The sequence below is a fragment of the Chitinophaga nivalis genome, from assembly GCF_025989125.1.
Taxonomy (GTDB): Bacteria; Bacteroidota; Bacteroidia; order Chitinophagales; family Chitinophagaceae; genus Chitinophaga; species Chitinophaga nivalis.
In genome coordinates, this window is the sequence record NZ_JAPDNR010000001.1 from 7,849,326 (window position 1) to 7,866,661 (window position 17,336).

The following is a 17,336-nucleotide window of genomic DNA, read 5'->3' on the forward strand; positions in this document are numbered from 1 at the left end:
GATTATTATCCCCTTAAAAAAATTTCATGGGCGTATCATATCGGAAAGAAGATTTACTGGAAAAGCTGATCCGGGAAGCCGGAGAAGCCCTGAGTAAAGCCGGGTTGCAAAAGTCTGCTCCCGCTCTTCAGGAGATGGATCGGGCTATGAATGAGGTACTGGCAGCGGAAAGTGATCTGATGCTGCAGGATGTTACCCACGCCACGATGGAAGATTTTCAGGCATACCTCCGGGATAACCACCTGCATACTTCCACCCTGGAACTGCTGGCAGCCGTATTGCAAACACAATCTGAATTATCGAAAGCTTTGTATATCTACGATTTTATTTATTCCCGGCGGGCAACGGTTTCCTTTCAACTGTTGCAGCAAAGAGCTCTGCTGCGGAAAAGAATCGGGGAGTAAAGGCATATCTAACGAATCAGGGATCAATGGTTTCCGGTAAGATTACTTTCCGGAAATAATTGATCCCTGATTTTTTTATGTTGATGATTTATGCAGAAAAAATTCTGGGCCGGCGTTGTTCCAGCAATATGAAATCGGCCAGTACCATGGCGGTCACGGCTTCCAGTACCACAGGCACCCGCAGCGCTATACACAGGTCATGCCGACCTTTTACACTGAAGGTTTCTACTTCTCCGCTTTTAATATTGAGGGTTTGTTGTTCCTTAGGTGTGCTGGAAGTAGGTTTCACAGCAATACGGAACACCAGCGGATTACCATTGGTAATACCTCCTACCACGCCACCGGCATGATTGGTAGCTGTTTTACCGCTTTTATCCACAATGGCATCATTATGCTCCACGCCCTTCATACGGGCAGCGGCAAAGCCGGAGCCGAACTCAATTCCTTTAATAGCAGGAATGGCGAATACCGCATGTGCGAGGGCCGATTCCAGCGAATCAAAAAACGGTTCACCGAGGCCAATCGGCAATCCTTCCACCACACACTCCACGACGCCGCCAACAGAGTCTTTGGCTGCAATGGCTGCATTCAGTCCTTCTTCCGCATCCGCATAACCGCCTACTTCCTTGATAACTGCCTGGATACTGATATCCTTGCCCAATATTTTTTTGGCAATCACACCGGCGGCAACCAGATTTAAGGTAAGCCGGCCGCTGAAATGGCCGCCGCCACGGTAGTCTTCGAAGCCACCGAATTTTTCCGTGGCCACAAAATCGGCATGACCGGGCCGCGGAAACTCCCGCAGCTTTTCATAATCCGTACTGCGGGTATTATTATTTTCAAAGAGAATCGTTACCGGCGCTCCTGTTGTATGGTCGTTGAATACACCTGACTTGATAAAAGGCAGATCCTCTTCTTTACGGGGCGTAGTACCACGGGCACCACCTTTACGTCTTTCCAGGTCGGCGAGAAAGTCTTCCTGCTGCAGGGGAATACCTGCCGGAATACCATCTATGTTTACGCCTACACTGGCGCCATGCGACTCGCCAAAAACATTTACACGGAATAATCTACCAAAACTGTTCACAAGCTGATGATTTAAGATTTTAAAAAGAGGAATAACCTGCAACAAGGTTATGCATGCACCAATACTTTACCGCCCAGCTGTTGCAGATGATCATAAAATTCCGGATATGATTTATTGATGGCTTCTGCATTTTCAATCACTACCGGTCCGTCTGCGGTGAGGGCTGCTACTGCGCAGGCCATTGCAATACGGTGGTCATTATGCGAATGTACGGTAGCCGCTTTAATTCCGGTACCGCCATGTACCAGCATCACATCTCCTTCCAGGTCTATGCGGATACCCATTTTACCAAATTCTTCCTGGAGGGTGAGTCCACGGTCGCTTTCCTTATGCGCCAGGCGGCTCACGCCTTTTATTTTCGTAGTACCGTTACAGTTAGCAGCCAGGGCTACCAGCGGCGGGAATAAATCGGGACAATCTGTCGCATCTGTTTCGAATGCCACCAGTTTGTCTTTTTCTATATTAACGGTAAACATACCCTGTAATACGTGTGCACCGGATTTTTCCAGTGATTCCAGGATCGCTTTATCTGACTGTGCAGAAGCGGTGTTCAGGTGCTGTACTTCTGCCTTACCGGCTACCGCTGCTGCTACCAGCAGGAAAGCCGCCCCACTCCAGTCTCCTTCCACGGTATATTCACCTGCTTTATAGCTTTGTTTTTTTCCGAAATGGAATTTTTCAAAATTTTCTTCTGTAACCGTAACACCAAATTGTGCCATCAGTTGCAGGGTCAACGCAATGTATGGTTTGCTTTTAAGATCTTTCACAGTGATGGTCACATCTTCCGCAACTGCGCCATAAGCCATCAGCAACCCGGTCAGAAACTGGGAGCTTAAAGAACCATCGATGGTAATAGCAGCCGGTTGTAAAGGACCTTGAATATGTAAGGGTAATTTACCACCCTGTGTCGTACATTTCACTTGCAAAAGCGGCAGTACTTCTTCAAAAAAATCCATCGGGCGGGTTGTTAAACTACCGTGGCCATCAATGGTAATCGGCAGCGACGATAACGCTGCAATAGGGGTAAACATCCGGATACCTAAACCTGATTCGCCGCAATTGATTTCATCATAAAACGGTTGTACCCCGTTGCTGGTAATTTCAAAATGTTCCGGCTCCCTTTTAATTTTAGCGCCCAGGTTTTCGGCTACTTCCAGTGCAGCCAGGCAATCATTGCTCAGGCCGGGATTGCGGATAATGCTTTTCCCTTTTGCCAGTAAAGCCGCTGCCACAGCGCGCTGCATAGCACTCTTGGAAGGGTTGGCTGTAACGGTTCCTTTAATGATCGCTGGTGATACAGTAACTTGCATATGTATATGTCTTCCGCCTTTTGTTGGTTAAAAAATTTATAACTCCTGGAGCAGCTCCCGCAGTTCCGTAATAGGTACAGCCATCGTAGTTGCTTTCCCTATTTCCTCCAGTAATACAAAATGTATTACGTCTTTTTCCCGCTTCTTGTCGAGTTTGAAGATGTCGAATACCGCCGTTTTATCGGAAGTAAATGCTACCGGCAGCTGGTAATTGCTGATCAGTCTGATGAGTCGCTGCGTCTGTTCTGCCGGGAACCCGATCAGTTTTTCTGAAAAACGGCTGGCAGCTACCATACCTATTGCCACGGCTTTACCATGTGCCATGTGCTCCAGTTTCTCCACCGCATGACCCAGTGTATGGCCGAAGTTCAGCCAGCGGCGCGGGCCATTTTCAAACTCATCTTCCAGTACCACTTTGGTTTTGGCAGCCACAGATTTTTCCACGAGATATTCCAGTACGGCTACATCACGCAACAGGGCTTTTTCTTTGTTGGCTTCGAGGAAATCAAACAGGGCTGCATCCATGATACAGGCGTATTTGATGATTTCCGCAAAACCGTTGTGCCATTCTTCATCCGGCATGGTCAGCGGCAACGTATAGTCAAAGAGGATGAACGATGGCTGACGGATGATGCCCAGCAGGTTTTTATGTTTGCCGTGGCTCACGCCATTTTTACCGCCAATGGAAGCATCCACCTGTGCCAGTAAAGTAGTAGGTACGAAACCAAAAGGAATCCCCCGCATATAGATAGCGGCGGCAAATCCGGCTACGTCGGTCAACATGCCGCCGCCAATACCTACCAGTGTTGTTTTACGGTCTGCTTCGTGCGCGGTTAACCCATCGATTATATTTTCGATGGTAGCCATGTTTTTCACTTCTTCTCCTGCCGGAACAATAATTTTTTTCCAGTCATGCAGGTGATGTCCGTGATGCCGTTCCACATTTTCATCTATGACCAGTACGGCCCTGTTCCTGTCTACGTGGTTGCCAAGTTGCAGCAGGCTTTCCCCTAAAAAATACTGGGTAGCCTGCTGTTGAAACCGGTGCGTTTGTATTAGCATTTAGCTGATCGCATTTAGCTTTTAGTAAACGCTTTTAATTTTACAATTATCGTTTAGCCGTTTCCGTTATTACAACAACTGAAAGATAAATAGTAAAGGATAAAAGCTATTTTTCTTCGTTCATGATCCTGTTCTGGCGGTTGATGGATTCCAGGTGTACCGCATCAAAATATTTCAGGATGAATTCTTTGGTCAGGCCCAGTTTTTCACCTTTAGCGATGTTGCGTTCCAGGATTTCGTTCCAACGGTTGGTTTGCAGGATGGTGATGTTATTTTCTTTTTTGTAGCTACCAATTTTCTCTGCAATTTTCATACGATTGCCGAGCAGCAGCATAATTTCATCATCTACCTGATTGATCTGCGCACGCAGTTTTTCCAGGGCAGAGTTGAAATCTTTTTTATCGGTATGTTCTCTTCTCCAAACAATACCATCCAGCAGTTCCGCCAGTTTTTCAGGGGTTACCTGTTGTTTGGCATCGCTCCAGGCATTATCCGGATCTACGTGTGTTTCAAGCATCAGTCCATCGTAATCCAGGTCAATGGCTTCCTGAGAAACTTCCTGTAGGATATCACGACGGCCGGAGATATGGCTTGGATCGCAGATCATTGGCAGTTCCGGCATACGGCGTTTCAGCTCAATAGCCAGGTGCCACATCGGCGCATTGCGGTATTGTGTATTACCATAGCTGGAGAAACCACGGTGGATTAATCCCACTTTGTTAATGCCTGCTTTTTGTATTCTTTCCACCGCACCGATCCAGAGTTCCAGATCAGGGTTGATAGGGTTTTTAATTAACACCGTTGTATCCACACCTTTCAGGGCATCTGCTACTTCCTGTACAGAGAAAGGGTTTACTGTAGTACGGGCTCCTACCCATAAAATATCTACACCGAAATGTAACGCGTCTTCCACCTGTTTCGCAGTAGCTACTTCCACAGCTAAAGGCAGACCGGTAATTTCGCGGGCTTTCTGTAACCAGGCGAGGCCTTTGGTACCAATACCTTCAAAAGAACCTGGACGGGTACGGGGTTTCCAGATACCGGCACGTAAAACATCTACTTTACCTGTTTTCTGTAATGCGAGGGCGGTAGCTAATACCTGTTCCTCCGTTTCAGCGCTGCAAGGGCCGGAGATGATCAGTGGCTTCTTATCAGAGGCAGGATCGGAGAACTTGGTTTGCGACAGTATTTCTTCCATTGTGTGTACCATAGTATTAAGTTAAGGAGATTGTTAGTATTAAGTGATTACTTCAGGATTTTCCTGATTTTATTTGATTTCTGTATTAATTTATAGAACGTGTCATAGTCTTCCAGTTCCAGCAGTGTTTTCATTTGCTGCAGCTGGTTGATATGTTCGTCCAGTACATCCAGTACATTGCTGCGGTTGTGTTTGAAGATAGGCACCCACATATCCGGCGAGCTTTTCGCCAGACGTACGGTAGATTCAAAACCACCACTGGCCAGTTCAAAGATGCGGCCTGTTTCTTTTTCTTTCTTCAGCACGGTTAATGCCAGTGCAAAAGAAGTGATGTGTGAGATGTGGGATACGTAAGCTGTATGCAGGTCATGTTCTTCCGCATTCATATATACGGTACGCATCTGCAGTTGGTCTACCATATTTTCCACTAACTCCAGGGCATCTTCATCACTGTTTTTAACGTCGCACAACACCATTGTTTTGTGTACAAACAGGTTGCGTACAGCAGCATCCGGACCGGAGTACTCGGTACCTGCCATGGGGTGAGCCGCTACAAAGCGGCCTCTGTTGGGATGGTCTTTAACCAGATCCAGTATTTCTGCCTTGGTGGAGCCTACATCCATGATGACTTGTCCGGGGCGGATGTTATCCATGATGCGGGGCAGGATCTGCAGCACGGCATCTACGGGTATTGCCAGCACCAGCAGGTCTGAACGTTCCATGGCTACATCCAGTGAGGCGCCTTCATCGATAATGTTCAGTTCCACGGCCCGTGCCAGGTGGGCGGCGTCAAGATCAACGCCGATTACCCGGGAGGCAGTTCCCTTTTCTTTCAGGGTAATAGCCAGCGAGCCGCCGATAAGGCCTGTTCCAATTATTGATACAATCATTTTAATGCTGTTTTGATCCGGTCTATTGCTTCCTGGAAAACCTTTTCATCCTGACAAAGGCTTACCCTGATATAGCCGTTACCGTTACTACCAAAAATACCTCCCGGGGTAATAAATACGCGGGCCTGTTGTAATACCTGATCTGCCAGCGTGTAGCCGGATTCATAGGTATCGGGGATACGTGCCCACATAAACATACCCACCTGGTTTTTATCATAGGTGCATTGCAGCAGGTCGAGCAGCTGATATACTTTTTCCCGCCGGGCGCGGTAAATGGTATTGAGGCTACTGTACCATTCGCTGCCCAGTTGCAGCGCTTTCACTGCCGCCAGCTGTACGGGCTGGAACATACCAGAGTCCATATTGCTTTTGAAACGCAGTACATCTGAAATCCATTCTGCTTTACCGACCATCATACCTACCCGCCAGCCGGCCATATTGCCCGATTTGCTCAGCGAGTTCAGTTCCAGTACCACGTCCTTTGCCCCTTCAAACTGCAACAAACTTTCCGGTTGTTCATTCAGGATGAAGCTATAAGGATTATCATGGCAGATGAGGATGTTATGTTGTCTGGCAAAAGCAATCAGCTTTTGTGCAAACTCCTTGTTCACCCTGGCGCCGGTGGGCATATGCGGATAGTTTACCCACATCAGTTTCACCCGGCTCAGGTCTGTTTGGGCCAATGCATCCAGATCGGGGAGCCATCCGTTGGCTTCTATCAGGTCGTAGCTGATTACCGTAGCGCCGCTCAGGTTTACCGCCGAACGATAGGTAGGGTATCCCGGGTTGGGAATGAGGGCGGCATCCCCTTCCTGCAGGTAGGTCATACAAATGTGCATGATCCCTTCTTTGGAACCTATCAGTGGCAGTACTTCCGTATCCGGGTTCAGGCTCACCTGGTAGTATTCGTGGTACCAGCTGGCCATGGCCTGGCGTAAAGCAGGAATACCTTTGTACCCCTGATAAGCGTGGGTATTGGGTAAAGCTGCCTGCTCCTGCAATGCAGCCACCACGGATGGGTGGGGCGGCAGGTCGGGGCTACCGATGCCCAGGCTGATCACCCGAACACCTGTTTGGTTCATTTCTTCTATTTCCCGCAATTTTTTGGAGAAGTAGTATTCTTCTGTACCCTGTAATCTTTTAGCTACCTGTATCTGCATAGTCCATCCGGATTTCTGAAACTGATTAATGTGTATTTCCTTTTTTGTAAATGCCTAACACTTTGAGGTGTTCGGTCAATGGCAATATTTCACCTAACCCCTTTTCAAAGTGGGCGGGGTTGTCAAATTCCATGTCGGCGTGGAAGTAGTAGTTCCATTCTTTTGCCGGGATAGGAAAAGATTGCAGCTTGGATAGGTTAATTCCGGCGTCTGCAATTTTTGTAAGTACTTTCGCAAGGCTTCCGCGATCATGACTGGTTTGAAAATAAACCGATGCTTTGTTCGCGTCCGGTGGGGTAGTTACACTGTTACGGGAAACTGCCAGAAACCGGGTATAATTATTCTTATTCGTGTGAATATTGGGAGCGATGATCTCCAACTCAAAGATATCTGCTGCCAGTTTACCTGCAATAGCAGCGGTAGTTTTCAGTTTTTTCTGACGTACATGCCTGGCACTCAATGCAGTATCCTCTGTTTCAACCAGTTTAATATGCGGATACTTTTCTAGAAAGTCCATGCACTGTAACAAAGCCATCGGGTGCGAATGCACTTCTCTGATATCTTCCATAGATTGACCGGGTAATGTCATCAGATGCTGGTTAATCTGCAGGTAAATTTCACCGGTAATATGGAGTCCTGAATTTTTTATCAGGGTGTAGTTGGGTAAAATGCTGCCGGCAATAGAGTTTTCGATAGCCATGATACCTGCATCCACATCGGGTTGATGTTTCACTTTGCGGATCAGCTCAGCAAAGGAGGCGCAGGATTCCACTTCCGTTTGTTTACCGAAAAATTCCTGGGCAGCCACCTGGTGAAAACATCCTTCAAACCCTTGTATTGCAATTTTCATGTGTAATTGATTATTTTTTTGTTTTTAGTTGCTACAGCAACTAGCTATTTAAAACAGAAAGGGTCCCGTGAATGGGACCCTTTGCGCTGTACTTTATATTTAAAGTTATTTTATTGCAAACGAGTCCCTGGCTTCTTCGCATAAAAGAAGTAAGAGAAGTAATAAAAAAAGTAACGGTTCTTGTTAACTGGTGACATCATCTTTGTGTTGTTATTATCAAAAAGGCCTCCCGGATCACCGGAAGGCCTTTTTGTAGTTTCTTTTATATTTTATACTGACAAACGACCTTCCTATTCCTGGTACCAGAAATAATAAAAGCTAAAAAATCCAAAAGTCGCTTGTTGTATCATAATCTTATTTGTGTGGCATTTTTTAATGCTAAACAAAAGTACGGCACGATTTTAATTATCCAATACCCTAAGAGGAAAAATATGATAATTTTAAAAAACAGGTACCATTATTGGAAAAAATTTAAAAAACATTTTTGAGAGCGTGATACCATATAAAAACGGCCCCGATCTTGTTTGGACGGAAACTGGCATAAAAAAACCGTTCAGGCTAAGCCCAAACGGTTATTTATAAAACCTAAAAGGTTAAAAATTAGTGTTTTACAGCAGAATCAACTTTAGCAGCAGCGTGAGAAGCAGCAGAATCCAGTGCTACGTGAGCAGAATCAGCAACTGCATTCACAGTAGAATCAACTTTAGCAACAGTTGAATCGATAGCGTTACCAGCAGCATTTACAGTTGAATCAACAGCAGATTTGTTTTCGCCACCACCGCAAGCAACTGCGAACAGACCAAAAGAAAGTGCCAGGAAACCGATTTTAATTACGTTCTTCATCGTACAATAGTTTTAAGTTGTTTTTTGAATGATTTAACCTTTATACCCGGGTCACCCAAAAGGTAACCCAAGATTTGAAAAAAATTTTTTTTCGGTACTTTGGGTTACCAAAGGCCTAATAACCGTATTAAGAGTGAAGCAAAATCAAGACATAGAAAAAGACAGGGAGTTATTGCTGGGATTGGCAAAAAGTGATGATAAATCATTGGAAATCATTTATTCAGAACATTTTCCAATGGTTTTAAGGATGATTCTGCAGCACAATGGCTCGGAAGATGACGCCAAAGATATTTTCCAGGAAGCCATTATAGTACTGTATGAAAAGGTGAGCAAAAGTGATTTTACTTTAAGCAGCAGGCTCAAAACCTTTCTTTATTCGGTTTGCCGCCATCTCTGGTTAAAAAAGATACAACGCACTTACGGCATGTATGCTTTATCACCCGAAATGGAAGAAGTGATACCCGCTGCAGAAGAACTGGAAGAACATACCACCAGGGATCAGCAGTTCCGGATAATGGAAGGCGCCATGAGCAGTATGGGCGAACCTTGTAAAACAATACTGGAAGATTATTATCTGCATAAAAAATCTATGCAGGAAATAGCAGTAAAGTTCGGCTATACCAATGCTGAAAATGCCAAAAATCAGAAATACAAATGTCTGATGCGGCTAAAGAAATTATTTTTTGAGCAATATAATACATCACTATAAGCAGCAAGCGGCCATGAAAGAAGATATGATCTTATTAAGTGAAATTGAACGTTACCTGGAAGGGGAAATGAGCGGGCAGGAAAAAGCTGCATTCGAAGCATTACGTCAAAGTAACCCGCTGATCAATCAGCAGGTAGAAGAACATCAGTTTTTATTACAGCAACTGCAGTCATACGGTGACAGACAAAACCTGCAGGCCAAAATGGATCAGCTGCACCAGCAACTCGATATGCCTACCCTTCGCAAACAAGCGCAGGACGCTACACTCGCTGCCAAAAGATTATCCATCCGCCGCAGAACCATTACCAACCTGGCTGCTGCCGCCTGTATCGCACTCGTTACCTCGCTGTCTACCATCGCGGTATTACAGAATGCGGCCCGCAACAAATCTACTGCACAATATGAAGATGTAAGAAGGGTCCTGAATAATATTCAACGTTCCCAGACTGCCATCATCAACGATATTAACCGTAAAAACAGAGCACCGGTAAACCCGGGCACCTACGGCGGAACCGGTTTTGCCGTTTCCGGCAACGGGTATATTGTTACCAACTACCACGTCATTTCCGGTGCCGACTCTGTATACGTACAGAATAATAAAGGAGAAGCATTTAAAGCCATCAGTGTATTTGAAGATATTTCCAGTGACCTGGCCGTATTGAAAATCGCGGATTCCTCTTTCAAAGGCCAACCTTTACCTTATGCGCTGAAACCGCAAAACGCCGGACTGGGTGAAGAAGTATTCACCATGGGATTCCCCCGGGATGAAATTGTCTATGGCAAAGGTTACATCAGTGCTAAAACCGGCTTCAACGGCGATACCACGGCCTACCAGGTATCTATTCCGGTAAATCCCGGCAACAGCGGCGCACCGCTGCTGGATAACAAAGGCGATGTAATAGGTATCGTTACCGGCAAACAAACCACTTCTGATGGTATAGCCTTCGCCGTTAAATCAGCACACCTGAAAAGATTGCTGGAAGAAATGCCTAAAAGCAAACAAACCAGAAAAGACTGGAACCACAAAAGCCACCTGGAAGGTTTGAGCAGAATGGATCAGATCAAAAAACTCGAAGAGTTTGTTTATATGGTGAAAGTGTATAACTAAGTTATACCTCACCCCTATCTACCTTTTTAAAAAACAAAGAGCGGAAAAAAGCAATACGGCTTGTTGCTTTTATATCCGCTCTTCTTTTTTTTCCTTTAGTTTATTATTTCTTGCCAGACCAGGCTTTGTAACGATCCGTGATCCAATAGATCAGGTCATTATTCGGAATCGTCCGCATGAGGTTATAATCCGGATAATTATCCCGCATAAAATGTTGCAGGGAGTCGCCTGCCAGCCCGGTTACCTGATGCACCAACACCGGTGTAAAACGGGAATCAATATACTTCTCTCTCTCCATCTGCTCATAATTCTTCTTAAACTGCCGTTTCTGTTTTTCTTTCTTGGAGAAACGCGTAATAGGACTAAATACAACACCCGCTCCTACCGGTGTATTATCTCCTGCCAGATGGGTATCCGGCAGATCCAGGATATAACCGTATTGTTTGCGGCGTTCTATAGAGTCGATCTGATAAGGTGTATACTGCGTTGTAATTTCCACGCCTTTCAGGAATTTACCAGCCGGCACCATCACCATATTCCGGGTAAGGGTACCCGTTGTGAGCGTTACTACCAGCGTATCCGGATGGTACCCCACGAAAGTAAATACCAGCTTGTCATTACGGGAAGCTGATATTTTATAGAAACCGCCCTGATCAGACAAAGATCGCTTGCCATTAGTGATATTACTCACGGTAGCGTAAGGCAGCACCAGCTTATTACTGTCAGAAATCATCCCTGTAACAGTTACCTGTGCCTGCAACAACTGTACGGTCGCCAGACAAAAAAAACTTCCCAATGCGATAACACGCGCTAAAAAATTCATAGAATCCTTTTAAGTTAAATCCTTACTATCCTTCCTCTTCTGAACAAACACCTCAGCATAGACATTGTTCATCTCCTTACGCAACACAAATTAAAGAAAAGCTGATGGTGTTAAAAAGAAAAAATCCTTCCGCCTGCCGGCAAAAGGATCTTTCTTTTATTTCCGTACCTCAGCACGCTTTACTACTAAGGTATAGTGATCATCTTTCTTTAGTGATGTATCCGGCTTACAAGACAATACGAATACGGGCATCAAATACCTTGTTTTCGCCAGCTGCCAGCTGTACCAGCCCCAGTCCGTTATTAAATGCGTCCGGCGCACCACTCAGGTTTTCTATCGCAATACTGTTGCGGTGTGGCGGAATATAGATCTGTAATACCGGGTAATGGGCGCCCGGATAAAATTCTATCCGGATATTTTTTACCGGGTCCAGCAAAGTAGCCATTGGCTGTGCTTTTGCGAAGTCCAGCATAAAAGAGTTATCCAGCTCCACCCCTGCCAGCTTTTTGCCTGCTGTAAAAGCAGTGTAGGGCAACAACTTGCCGGTGGGTATCAGTTGTTCATCAAATTCCACCATTTCATTGGAGGCAAAAGTAAGCTCCAGCTCATCTACCGGTGTACCAGTGGAAAAATAAGGATGCCAGCCGTCCATCACCGGAATAGTGGCCGCACTGCGGTTGGTGATGGTAGTACTTACCTGCAGTTCCAGCTGATGGTATAAAGTATAAGTGACCTCACAATCATAGCTGAAAGGATAACCTGCATCTGCCTGTTCATAGCGATAAGACATGGTCACTGTCGCTTTTTCCTCATCGGCGTGTTGTGCGGTAACTGTGAAATCTGCATCGTACAGGAAGCCATGGAGGGCTTTTCCCGGCGCTATTGTATTTTCTATCTGGTAGGATTGTCCATCCCAGGTATAAGTAGCATTCCTGATGCGGCAGGCAAAAGGACTGAGTTTTACATTTTTAAAACTGTCCCGGATGTTTTCCTGTAAGTCCTGCTCATTGGTATAGCTATCCAGCAGGTTCAGTGTTGCGCCGTGATGTTTTACTTTAAAAGCATGCAGCAGGGCGCCATGTGCCGGTAAAATTTCTACCCTGGTATCACTTTGTGGATCAACGAGTGCGAGTATATCCAATCCTGCTTCCCGGAAGTTATGTATCTCAAATTTCATTGTTCAGATTTTTCGTTGGAACAAAATAGAAAAATTAAGGGAGAATTACATCTGCCCCTGATGATTTAATTACGTGTAAACGGTTATCCCTGCTTATATACAGGTATTGATAAGATTTTCCAGCCATTCCTGTTTTCCACTGATCTGTGCCGGCGCACCTCCTGCTGCGGCAATGGCATGCAGGTCTTCCAGCGTGAGTCCACCGGTTTCAAATGCTTGTCCGGCACCGGTATCAAAAGAAGCATACCGGTTCTTACGGTATTGCCTGTACGCTGTTTGGGTCAGTACTTTTTCTGCTATCACGGCTGCCCGTGCAAAAGCATCGATGCCACCGATATGGGCATGAAAAAGATCTTCCAGGTCTGTAGAATTCCGACGGGTTTTAGCATCGAAGTTGACGCCGCCCCCCGCAAAGCCGCCGGCTTCCAGTATCACCAGCATGCTTTCTGTCAGGTCATTCAGGTGCATGGGAAACTGATCCGTATCCCAGCCATTCTGGTTATCGCCGCGATTGGCGTCGATGCTGCCCAGCATGCCGGCATCTGCGGCTACCTGTAATTCATGTTGAAAAGTATGTCCGGCCAGGGTGGCGTGATTGACTTCAATATTAAGTTTAAAATCCTGATCCAGTCCGTAGTAACGCAGGAATCCAATGACGGTGGCGCTATCGTAATCGTACTGGTGTTTGGTGGGTTCACAGGGTTTAGGCTCAATAAAAAATGTGCCTTTGAATCCCTGTTTACGGGCATAATCGCGGGCCATTGTCAGGAAGCGGGCCAGGTGTTCCTGTTCCCGTTTCATCTGGGTATTCAGCAAAGTCATATATCCTTCGCGGCCACCCCAGAACACATAGTTTTCGCCACCGAGTGCGATGGTAGCATCCAGGGCTGTTTTTACCTGTGCGCCGGCATAAGCCACCACAGCGAAATCCGGATTGGTAGCAGCGCCATTCATATAACGCGGATGGCTGAATACATTGGCGGTGCCCCACAACAGCTTTACCCCACTGGCTTGTTGTTTCTGCTGAGCATAGGTGACTATCTCCTGCATACGGCTTTCATAGGCAGCTACGCCGTTACCTTCTTCCACCAGATCGATATCATGAAAACAATAATAAGGAAGGCCTAGTTTGGTAATAAACTCAAAGGCGGCATCCATTTTATCTTTGGCACATTGTATCGCGTCGGTAGCCGTCAGCCAGGGGAAGTTTTTGGTACCCGGTCCGAAAGGATCTCCACCAGTGCCACAGAAGGTATGCCAGTAAGATACTGCAAAGCGGAACCAGTCTTTCATGGACCTGCCGGCAATCAGGCGATTTTCATCATACCACCGGTAGGCCAACGGATTATCCGACTGTGGACCTTCATAACGTATTTTACCAATCCCTTTAAAATATTCGTGGTTGCCCAATGTAATACTCATAACAAAGTGGTTTAAAACGATCGTAGTGTCTTTTCCGTTAGTCGGGCAGGGCGGACAGTCTTTGCAGCCAGTTCCCGTAAATATCGCGGTACTGCGCCTGCAACGCGGCTACCGGTTCTACTACCGCTTTCCGGTGCATACCCCGGAAAGCCTGTTCCGGCGTGATATTCCCGGCGCCGATAGCAGCGCCCCGGGCGGCGCCCTGCGCACCGTCTGTATTAAATAATTCAATGCTTACGCCAGTTGTATTGGCAAATACTTCACAGAATAAAGGACTCAAAAACATATTGGCATGACCTGCCCGTACGCGGTGTATATCCAATCCCATTTCCCGCATGATCCCCATTCCATAATGTAGTCCGAAGGCGATGCCTTCCTGTACAGCTCTTAACAGGTGCGCACGGTTATGCCGGTTGAAATCCAATCCACTCACGGTAGCGCCTATACTTTTATTGCCCAGTATCCGTTCGGCGCCGTTGCCAAACGGAAACAGCTGTATGCCGCCGGCACCGGGCGGTGCAGCCGCAGCGATGTCATTCATAGCCGGATAGGTAACATCTCCCAGTATATTTTTAAGCCAGCTGTTGGCAATACCCGTTCCGTTCAAACACATCAGCACACCATTGCGGGTATGTGTGATGTCATTATTTACATGTACAAAAGTATTGACCCGGCTTTGCGGGTCGGTGGTATTTTTATCATGTACCGCATATACCACTCCGGAAGTGCCGGCGGTAGCTGCTGCCTCTCCGGGCTGCATTACCTGCAGGGAGAAGGCATTGTTGGGCTGATCGCCGGCCCGGTAGGTAACCGGTGTGCCGGGAGCCAGTCCCAGTGCGGCGGCAGCCGTTGCGGTAACATATCCCTGTATCCCAAACGTAGGCACGATGGGGGATAACAGTTGTTCATCTATCTGAAAATAATGCAGTAAGGGATGTGCTACCTGCTGATGCAGATAGTCCCAGCAGATGCCTTCTGACAAACCGGATACCGTGGTGGTGGCCTCTCCGGTAAGTTTCATGGCAATAAAATCACCGGGTAACATGACCCGGTGAATACGTTCATAAATAGGTGGTTCATTTTCCTGCACCCAGCGCAGCTTTGCTGCGGTGAAGTTGCCGGGTGCATTCAGCAGATGTGATAAACAGTAGTCGGCGCCCAATGCCTGCAAGGCTTGTTCGCCAGTGTTTACCGCCCGGCTGTCGCACCAGATAATGGCCGGGCGCAGCACCTGTTGCTGATGGTCTACACATACCAGACCATGCATCTGATAAGCGATGCCGATGCCTTTTACCTGTGCAGGATCAAACGGGTATTGCTGCTGCAACAGCCGGGTGGCGTGTATGACTTCCTGCCACCAGCTTTCCGGCTCCTGTTCTGCCCATCCGGGTTGTTGTACCTGTATGGGCATTTCGCGTTCCGGGCTGGTGGCAGCGGCTATGCAGCTACCGGTATCCGCCTGCAGCAGGGCTGCTTTGATAGCAGAAGAACCAATATCATAACCGATGAAATACATACAAAACTATTACGTTTTAAAAAATCTGGCTGGTAATCGGTTACCAGAAAACAGTATATAATGCAATCAGTATTCCTGTGATCAGCAAGGCGCCTACGGTAAAGCCCAGGTTGGGTTTAAACATACTGCTGTCGATGGCCAGGCCTTTCGGATTGTTAATACTTTTCTTATCTGCCAGCGAGATGATCACCATGCCGATAACACAGATGACAAACACCACGCCCATCCGGTCGATGAATGCCATTTCCCACAAACCGCTATCCGGGTTTAAAGCTGCAAAGCCAATCTGGCTCAATGGTTCCAGGTTTACCCATCCTGGCATAAATTTCAGGAGGAATGACAGCAACAAACCACCGATCATACCAAAGAGTGCTGCACTGGAAGTCGTGCGTTTCCAGAAAAAGCCCATGGTAAACATGGCGAATACACCAGGAGAAACAAAGCCGGTATATTCCTGGATGAACTGAAAACCACCTTTTTTATCGATGCCAAGGAAGTTGGAAATAACAATCGCTATGATCATCGTCACAATCACTACGGTACGGCCTACGCCTACCACCTTTTTCTCATCGGCATCTTTGTTATAAATTTTCTTGTAGATATCCAGGGAGAAAATAGTGGAAATACTATTGGCTTTACCGGCTAATGAGGCTACTACCGCTGCGGTGAGCGCCGCAAAAGCCAGACCCTTCAGTCCTGACGGCAAGAGATTCAGTAATACGGGATAGGCGTTATCCGGATTCAGGCTGCCATCTTTCAGCATTTCCTGGTGGTATAATCCTTCCTTGTGCAGTACATAGGCAGCAATCCCGGGTAATACTACGATCACAGGCATCAGCAATTTCAGGAATCCGGCAAACAGCAAGCCGCTGCGCGCTGTCTTCAGATCCGCTCCCAGCGCACGTTGCGTGATGTATTGGTTACATCCCCAGTAGTTGAGGTTTACAATCCACATACCGCCAATCAGTACACTTAGTCCCGGCAGGTCCAGGTATTTCGGATTATCGCGCTGCAGGATCATATGAAAGTGATCACTGGCATGTTCTGTCAGCAGCTTAAAGCCTTGTGCCACGCCACTGCCGCCAAAATGTTTGGATACCAGGCCGAGGGCCAGGTAAGTAGTGGCCAATCCGCCGAGGATGAGGAAAAACACCTGGATCACATCTGTATACCCGATTACCTTCATCCCCCCCAGTGTAATCAGGATGGCCAAAAAGGCCAGTGCGACCATACACACGTAGAAGTTAATACCGGAGATGGTGGTGATGGCCAACGCCCCGAGATACAGGATGGAAGTGAGGTTTACCACCACATATAACAGCAGCCAGAAAACCGCCATGATGGTACTCACCGTTTGATTATACCTGCGTTCCAGAAACTGGGGCATGGTATAGATCTTATTTTTTAAATAGATAGGGAGGAAAAAGATCGCTACTACAATCAGGGTGGCTGCCGCCATCCATTCATAAGTAGAAATGGCAAGACCTATATTAAAGCCACTGCCGGACATCCCGATAAACTGTTCTGCCGAGATATTGGATGCGATCAATGACGCACCAATAGCCCACCAGGTCAGCGAACCTTCCGCGAGGAAGAAGTCTTTGGAATCGGTCGTTGCCTTCTTCTTCCGGTTATAGATGTAGTAACCGTAACCGGCTACAATTACAAAATATACCAGGAATACCAGGTAGTCAAAATAGTGTAAGGAGTTTGGTTGCATAACGTTGAAACGTGTTGATATAAAAATTTTGGCGAATCAATATAGTGAATAAATGTA

The 17,336-nt window shown here is 46.7% G+C and carries 16 protein-coding genes; 3 read left to right on the top strand and 13 right to left on the bottom strand.

Features of this window, described 5'->3' with window-relative positions; all coding sequences use genetic code 11:
* The first annotated feature begins 26 nt into the window (after positions 1 to 26).
* Entirely contained in the window at positions 27 to 404 is a 378-nt protein-coding gene (locus OL444_RS28695; RefSeq protein ID WP_264727622.1) for a hypothetical protein, read from the top strand.
* Between the two features lie 88 nt (positions 405 to 492).
* On the opposite strand, the gene aroC is transcribed toward OL444_RS28695, so the two are convergent.
* From aroC to OL444_RS28735, 8 genes are all read right to left on the bottom strand, one after another.
* Positions 493 to 1,491 carry a chorismate synthase gene (gene aroC / locus OL444_RS28700; protein WP_264727621.1) on the bottom strand — a complete coding sequence of 333 codons (999 nt, stop codon included), beginning with the start codon at positions 1,489 to 1,491 and terminating at the stop codon, positions 493 to 495.
* 47 nt (positions 1,492 to 1,538) lie between these two features.
* Positions 1,539 to 2,801: a 3-phosphoshikimate 1-carboxyvinyltransferase gene (aroA, locus tag OL444_RS28705; protein ID WP_264727619.1), complete on the bottom strand. Its 1,263-nt coding sequence runs from the start codon at positions 2,799 to 2,801 to the stop codon at positions 1,539 to 1,541.
* A gap of 36 nt (positions 2,802 to 2,837) precedes the next feature.
* Entirely contained in the window at positions 2,838 to 3,863 is a 1,026-nt protein-coding gene (gene aroB, locus OL444_RS28710) for a 3-dehydroquinate synthase (protein ID WP_264727617.1), read from the bottom strand.
* Between the two features lie 106 nt (positions 3,864 to 3,969).
* Positions 3,970 to 5,073 (bottom strand): chorismate mutase, encoded by a 1,104-nt coding sequence (locus OL444_RS28715; RefSeq protein ID WP_264727615.1) that lies wholly within the window; start codon positions 5,071 to 5,073, stop codon positions 3,970 to 3,972.
* Between the two features lie 35 nt (positions 5,074 to 5,108).
* Positions 5,109 to 5,951, bottom strand: a complete 843-nt coding sequence (locus OL444_RS28720; protein WP_264727613.1) for a prephenate dehydrogenase — start codon at positions 5,949 to 5,951, stop codon at positions 5,109 to 5,111.
* Positions 5,948 to 7,111: a pyridoxal phosphate-dependent aminotransferase gene (locus tag OL444_RS28725; RefSeq protein ID WP_264727611.1), complete on the bottom strand. Its 1,164-nt coding sequence runs from the start codon at positions 7,109 to 7,111 to the stop codon at positions 5,948 to 5,950. Before OL444_RS28725 ends, OL444_RS28720 begins: the two co-directional genes overlap by 4 nt.
* Positions 7,112 to 7,136: 25 nt before the next feature.
* Entirely contained in the window at positions 7,137 to 7,961 is an 825-nt protein-coding gene (locus OL444_RS28730; RefSeq protein ID WP_264727609.1) for a prephenate dehydratase, read from the bottom strand.
* 600 nt (positions 7,962 to 8,561) lie between these two features.
* Complete coding sequence (locus OL444_RS28735; protein ID WP_264727607.1) at positions 8,562 to 8,804, bottom strand: hypothetical protein; 243 nt, start codon at positions 8,802 to 8,804, stop codon at positions 8,562 to 8,564.
* Positions 8,805 to 8,937: 133 nt separating this feature from the next.
* Here OL444_RS28735 and OL444_RS28740 point away from each other — a divergent pair, with 133 nt between their 5' ends.
* Both OL444_RS28740 and OL444_RS28745 read left to right on the top strand, forming a co-directional pair.
* Entirely contained in the window at positions 8,938 to 9,513 is a 576-nt protein-coding gene (locus tag OL444_RS28740; RefSeq protein ID WP_264727606.1) for an RNA polymerase sigma factor, read from the top strand.
* Positions 9,488 to 10,621 (top strand): S1C family serine protease, encoded by a 1,134-nt coding sequence (locus OL444_RS28745; protein ID WP_264727604.1) that lies wholly within the window; start codon positions 9,488 to 9,490, stop codon positions 10,619 to 10,621. Before OL444_RS28740 ends, OL444_RS28745 begins: the two co-directional genes overlap by 26 nt.
* 103 nt (positions 10,622 to 10,724) lie before the next feature.
* On the opposite strand, the gene OL444_RS28750 is transcribed toward OL444_RS28745, so the two are convergent.
* The 5 genes from OL444_RS28750 to OL444_RS28770 form a co-directional block, all read right to left on the bottom strand.
* Complete coding sequence (locus OL444_RS28750; RefSeq protein WP_264727602.1) at positions 10,725 to 11,444, bottom strand: carboxypeptidase-like regulatory domain-containing protein; 720 nt, start codon at positions 11,442 to 11,444, stop codon at positions 10,725 to 10,727.
* Positions 11,445 to 11,670: 226 nt separating this feature from the next.
* The gene (locus OL444_RS28755) at positions 11,671 to 12,621 is read right to left on the bottom strand and encodes an aldose 1-epimerase (RefSeq protein WP_264727599.1); all 951 of its coding nucleotides are present in this window, start codon (positions 12,619 to 12,621) and stop codon (positions 11,671 to 11,673) included.
* A gap of 93 nt (positions 12,622 to 12,714) precedes the next feature.
* Positions 12,715 to 14,043 carry a xylose isomerase gene (xylA, locus tag OL444_RS28760; protein ID WP_264727597.1) on the bottom strand — a complete coding sequence of 443 codons (1,329 nt, stop codon included), beginning with the start codon at positions 14,041 to 14,043 and terminating at the stop codon, positions 12,715 to 12,717.
* Between the two features lie 37 nt (positions 14,044 to 14,080).
* A complete protein-coding gene (locus OL444_RS28765) occupies positions 14,081 to 15,559 on the bottom strand; it encodes a xylulokinase (protein WP_264727596.1) in 1,479 nt (492 codons plus the stop codon).
* A 40-nt stretch (positions 15,560 to 15,599) separates the two neighbouring features.
* Entirely contained in the window at positions 15,600 to 17,279 is a 1,680-nt protein-coding gene (locus OL444_RS28770) for a sodium/sugar symporter (protein ID WP_264727595.1), read from the bottom strand.
* Positions 17,280 to 17,336 lie beyond the last annotated feature (57 nt).

What these genes read in the sequence shown, in the direction of transcription:
- OL444_RS28750 (WP_264727602.1), bottom strand. Translation starts at nt 11,444, where the DNA reads ATGAATTTTTTAGCGCGTGTTATCGCATTGGGAAGTTTTTTTTGTCTG.
- OL444_RS28725 (WP_264727611.1), bottom strand. Translation starts at nt 7,111, where the DNA reads ATGCAGATACAGGTAGCTAAAAGATTACAGGGTACAGAAGAATACTAC.
- OL444_RS28735 (WP_264727607.1), bottom strand. Translation starts at nt 8,804, where the DNA reads ATGAAGAACGTAATTAAAATCGGTTTCCTGGCACTTTCTTTTGGTCTG.
- OL444_RS28730 (WP_264727609.1), bottom strand. Translation starts at nt 7,961, where the DNA reads ATGAAAATTGCAATACAAGGGTTTGAAGGATGTTTTCACCAGGTGGCT.
- OL444_RS28765 (WP_264727596.1), bottom strand. Translation starts at nt 15,559, where the DNA reads ATGTATTTCATCGGTTATGATATTGGTTCTTCTGCTATCAAAGCAGCC.
- OL444_RS28695 (WP_264727622.1), top strand. Translation starts at nt 27, where the DNA reads ATGGGCGTATCATATCGGAAAGAAGATTTACTGGAAAAGCTGATCCGG.
- OL444_RS28720 (WP_264727613.1), bottom strand. Translation starts at nt 5,951, where the DNA reads ATGATTGTATCAATAATTGGAACAGGCCTTATCGGCGGCTCGCTGGCT.
- xylA (WP_264727597.1), bottom strand. Translation starts at nt 14,043, where the DNA reads ATGAGTATTACATTGGGCAACCACGAATATTTTAAAGGGATTGGTAAA.
- OL444_RS28715 (WP_264727615.1), bottom strand. Translation starts at nt 5,073, where the DNA reads ATGGTACACACAATGGAAGAAATACTGTCGCAAACCAAGTTCTCCGAT.
- OL444_RS28755 (WP_264727599.1), bottom strand. Translation starts at nt 12,621, where the DNA reads ATGAAATTTGAGATACATAACTTCCGGGAAGCAGGATTGGATATACTC.
- OL444_RS28770 (WP_264727595.1), bottom strand. Translation starts at nt 17,279, where the DNA reads ATGCAACCAAACTCCTTACACTATTTTGACTACCTGGTATTCCTGGTA.
- aroB (WP_264727617.1), bottom strand. Translation starts at nt 3,863, where the DNA reads ATGCTAATACAAACGCACCGGTTTCAACAGCAGGCTACCCAGTATTTT.
- aroA (WP_264727619.1), bottom strand. Translation starts at nt 2,801, where the DNA reads ATGCAAGTTACTGTATCACCAGCGATCATTAAAGGAACCGTTACAGCC.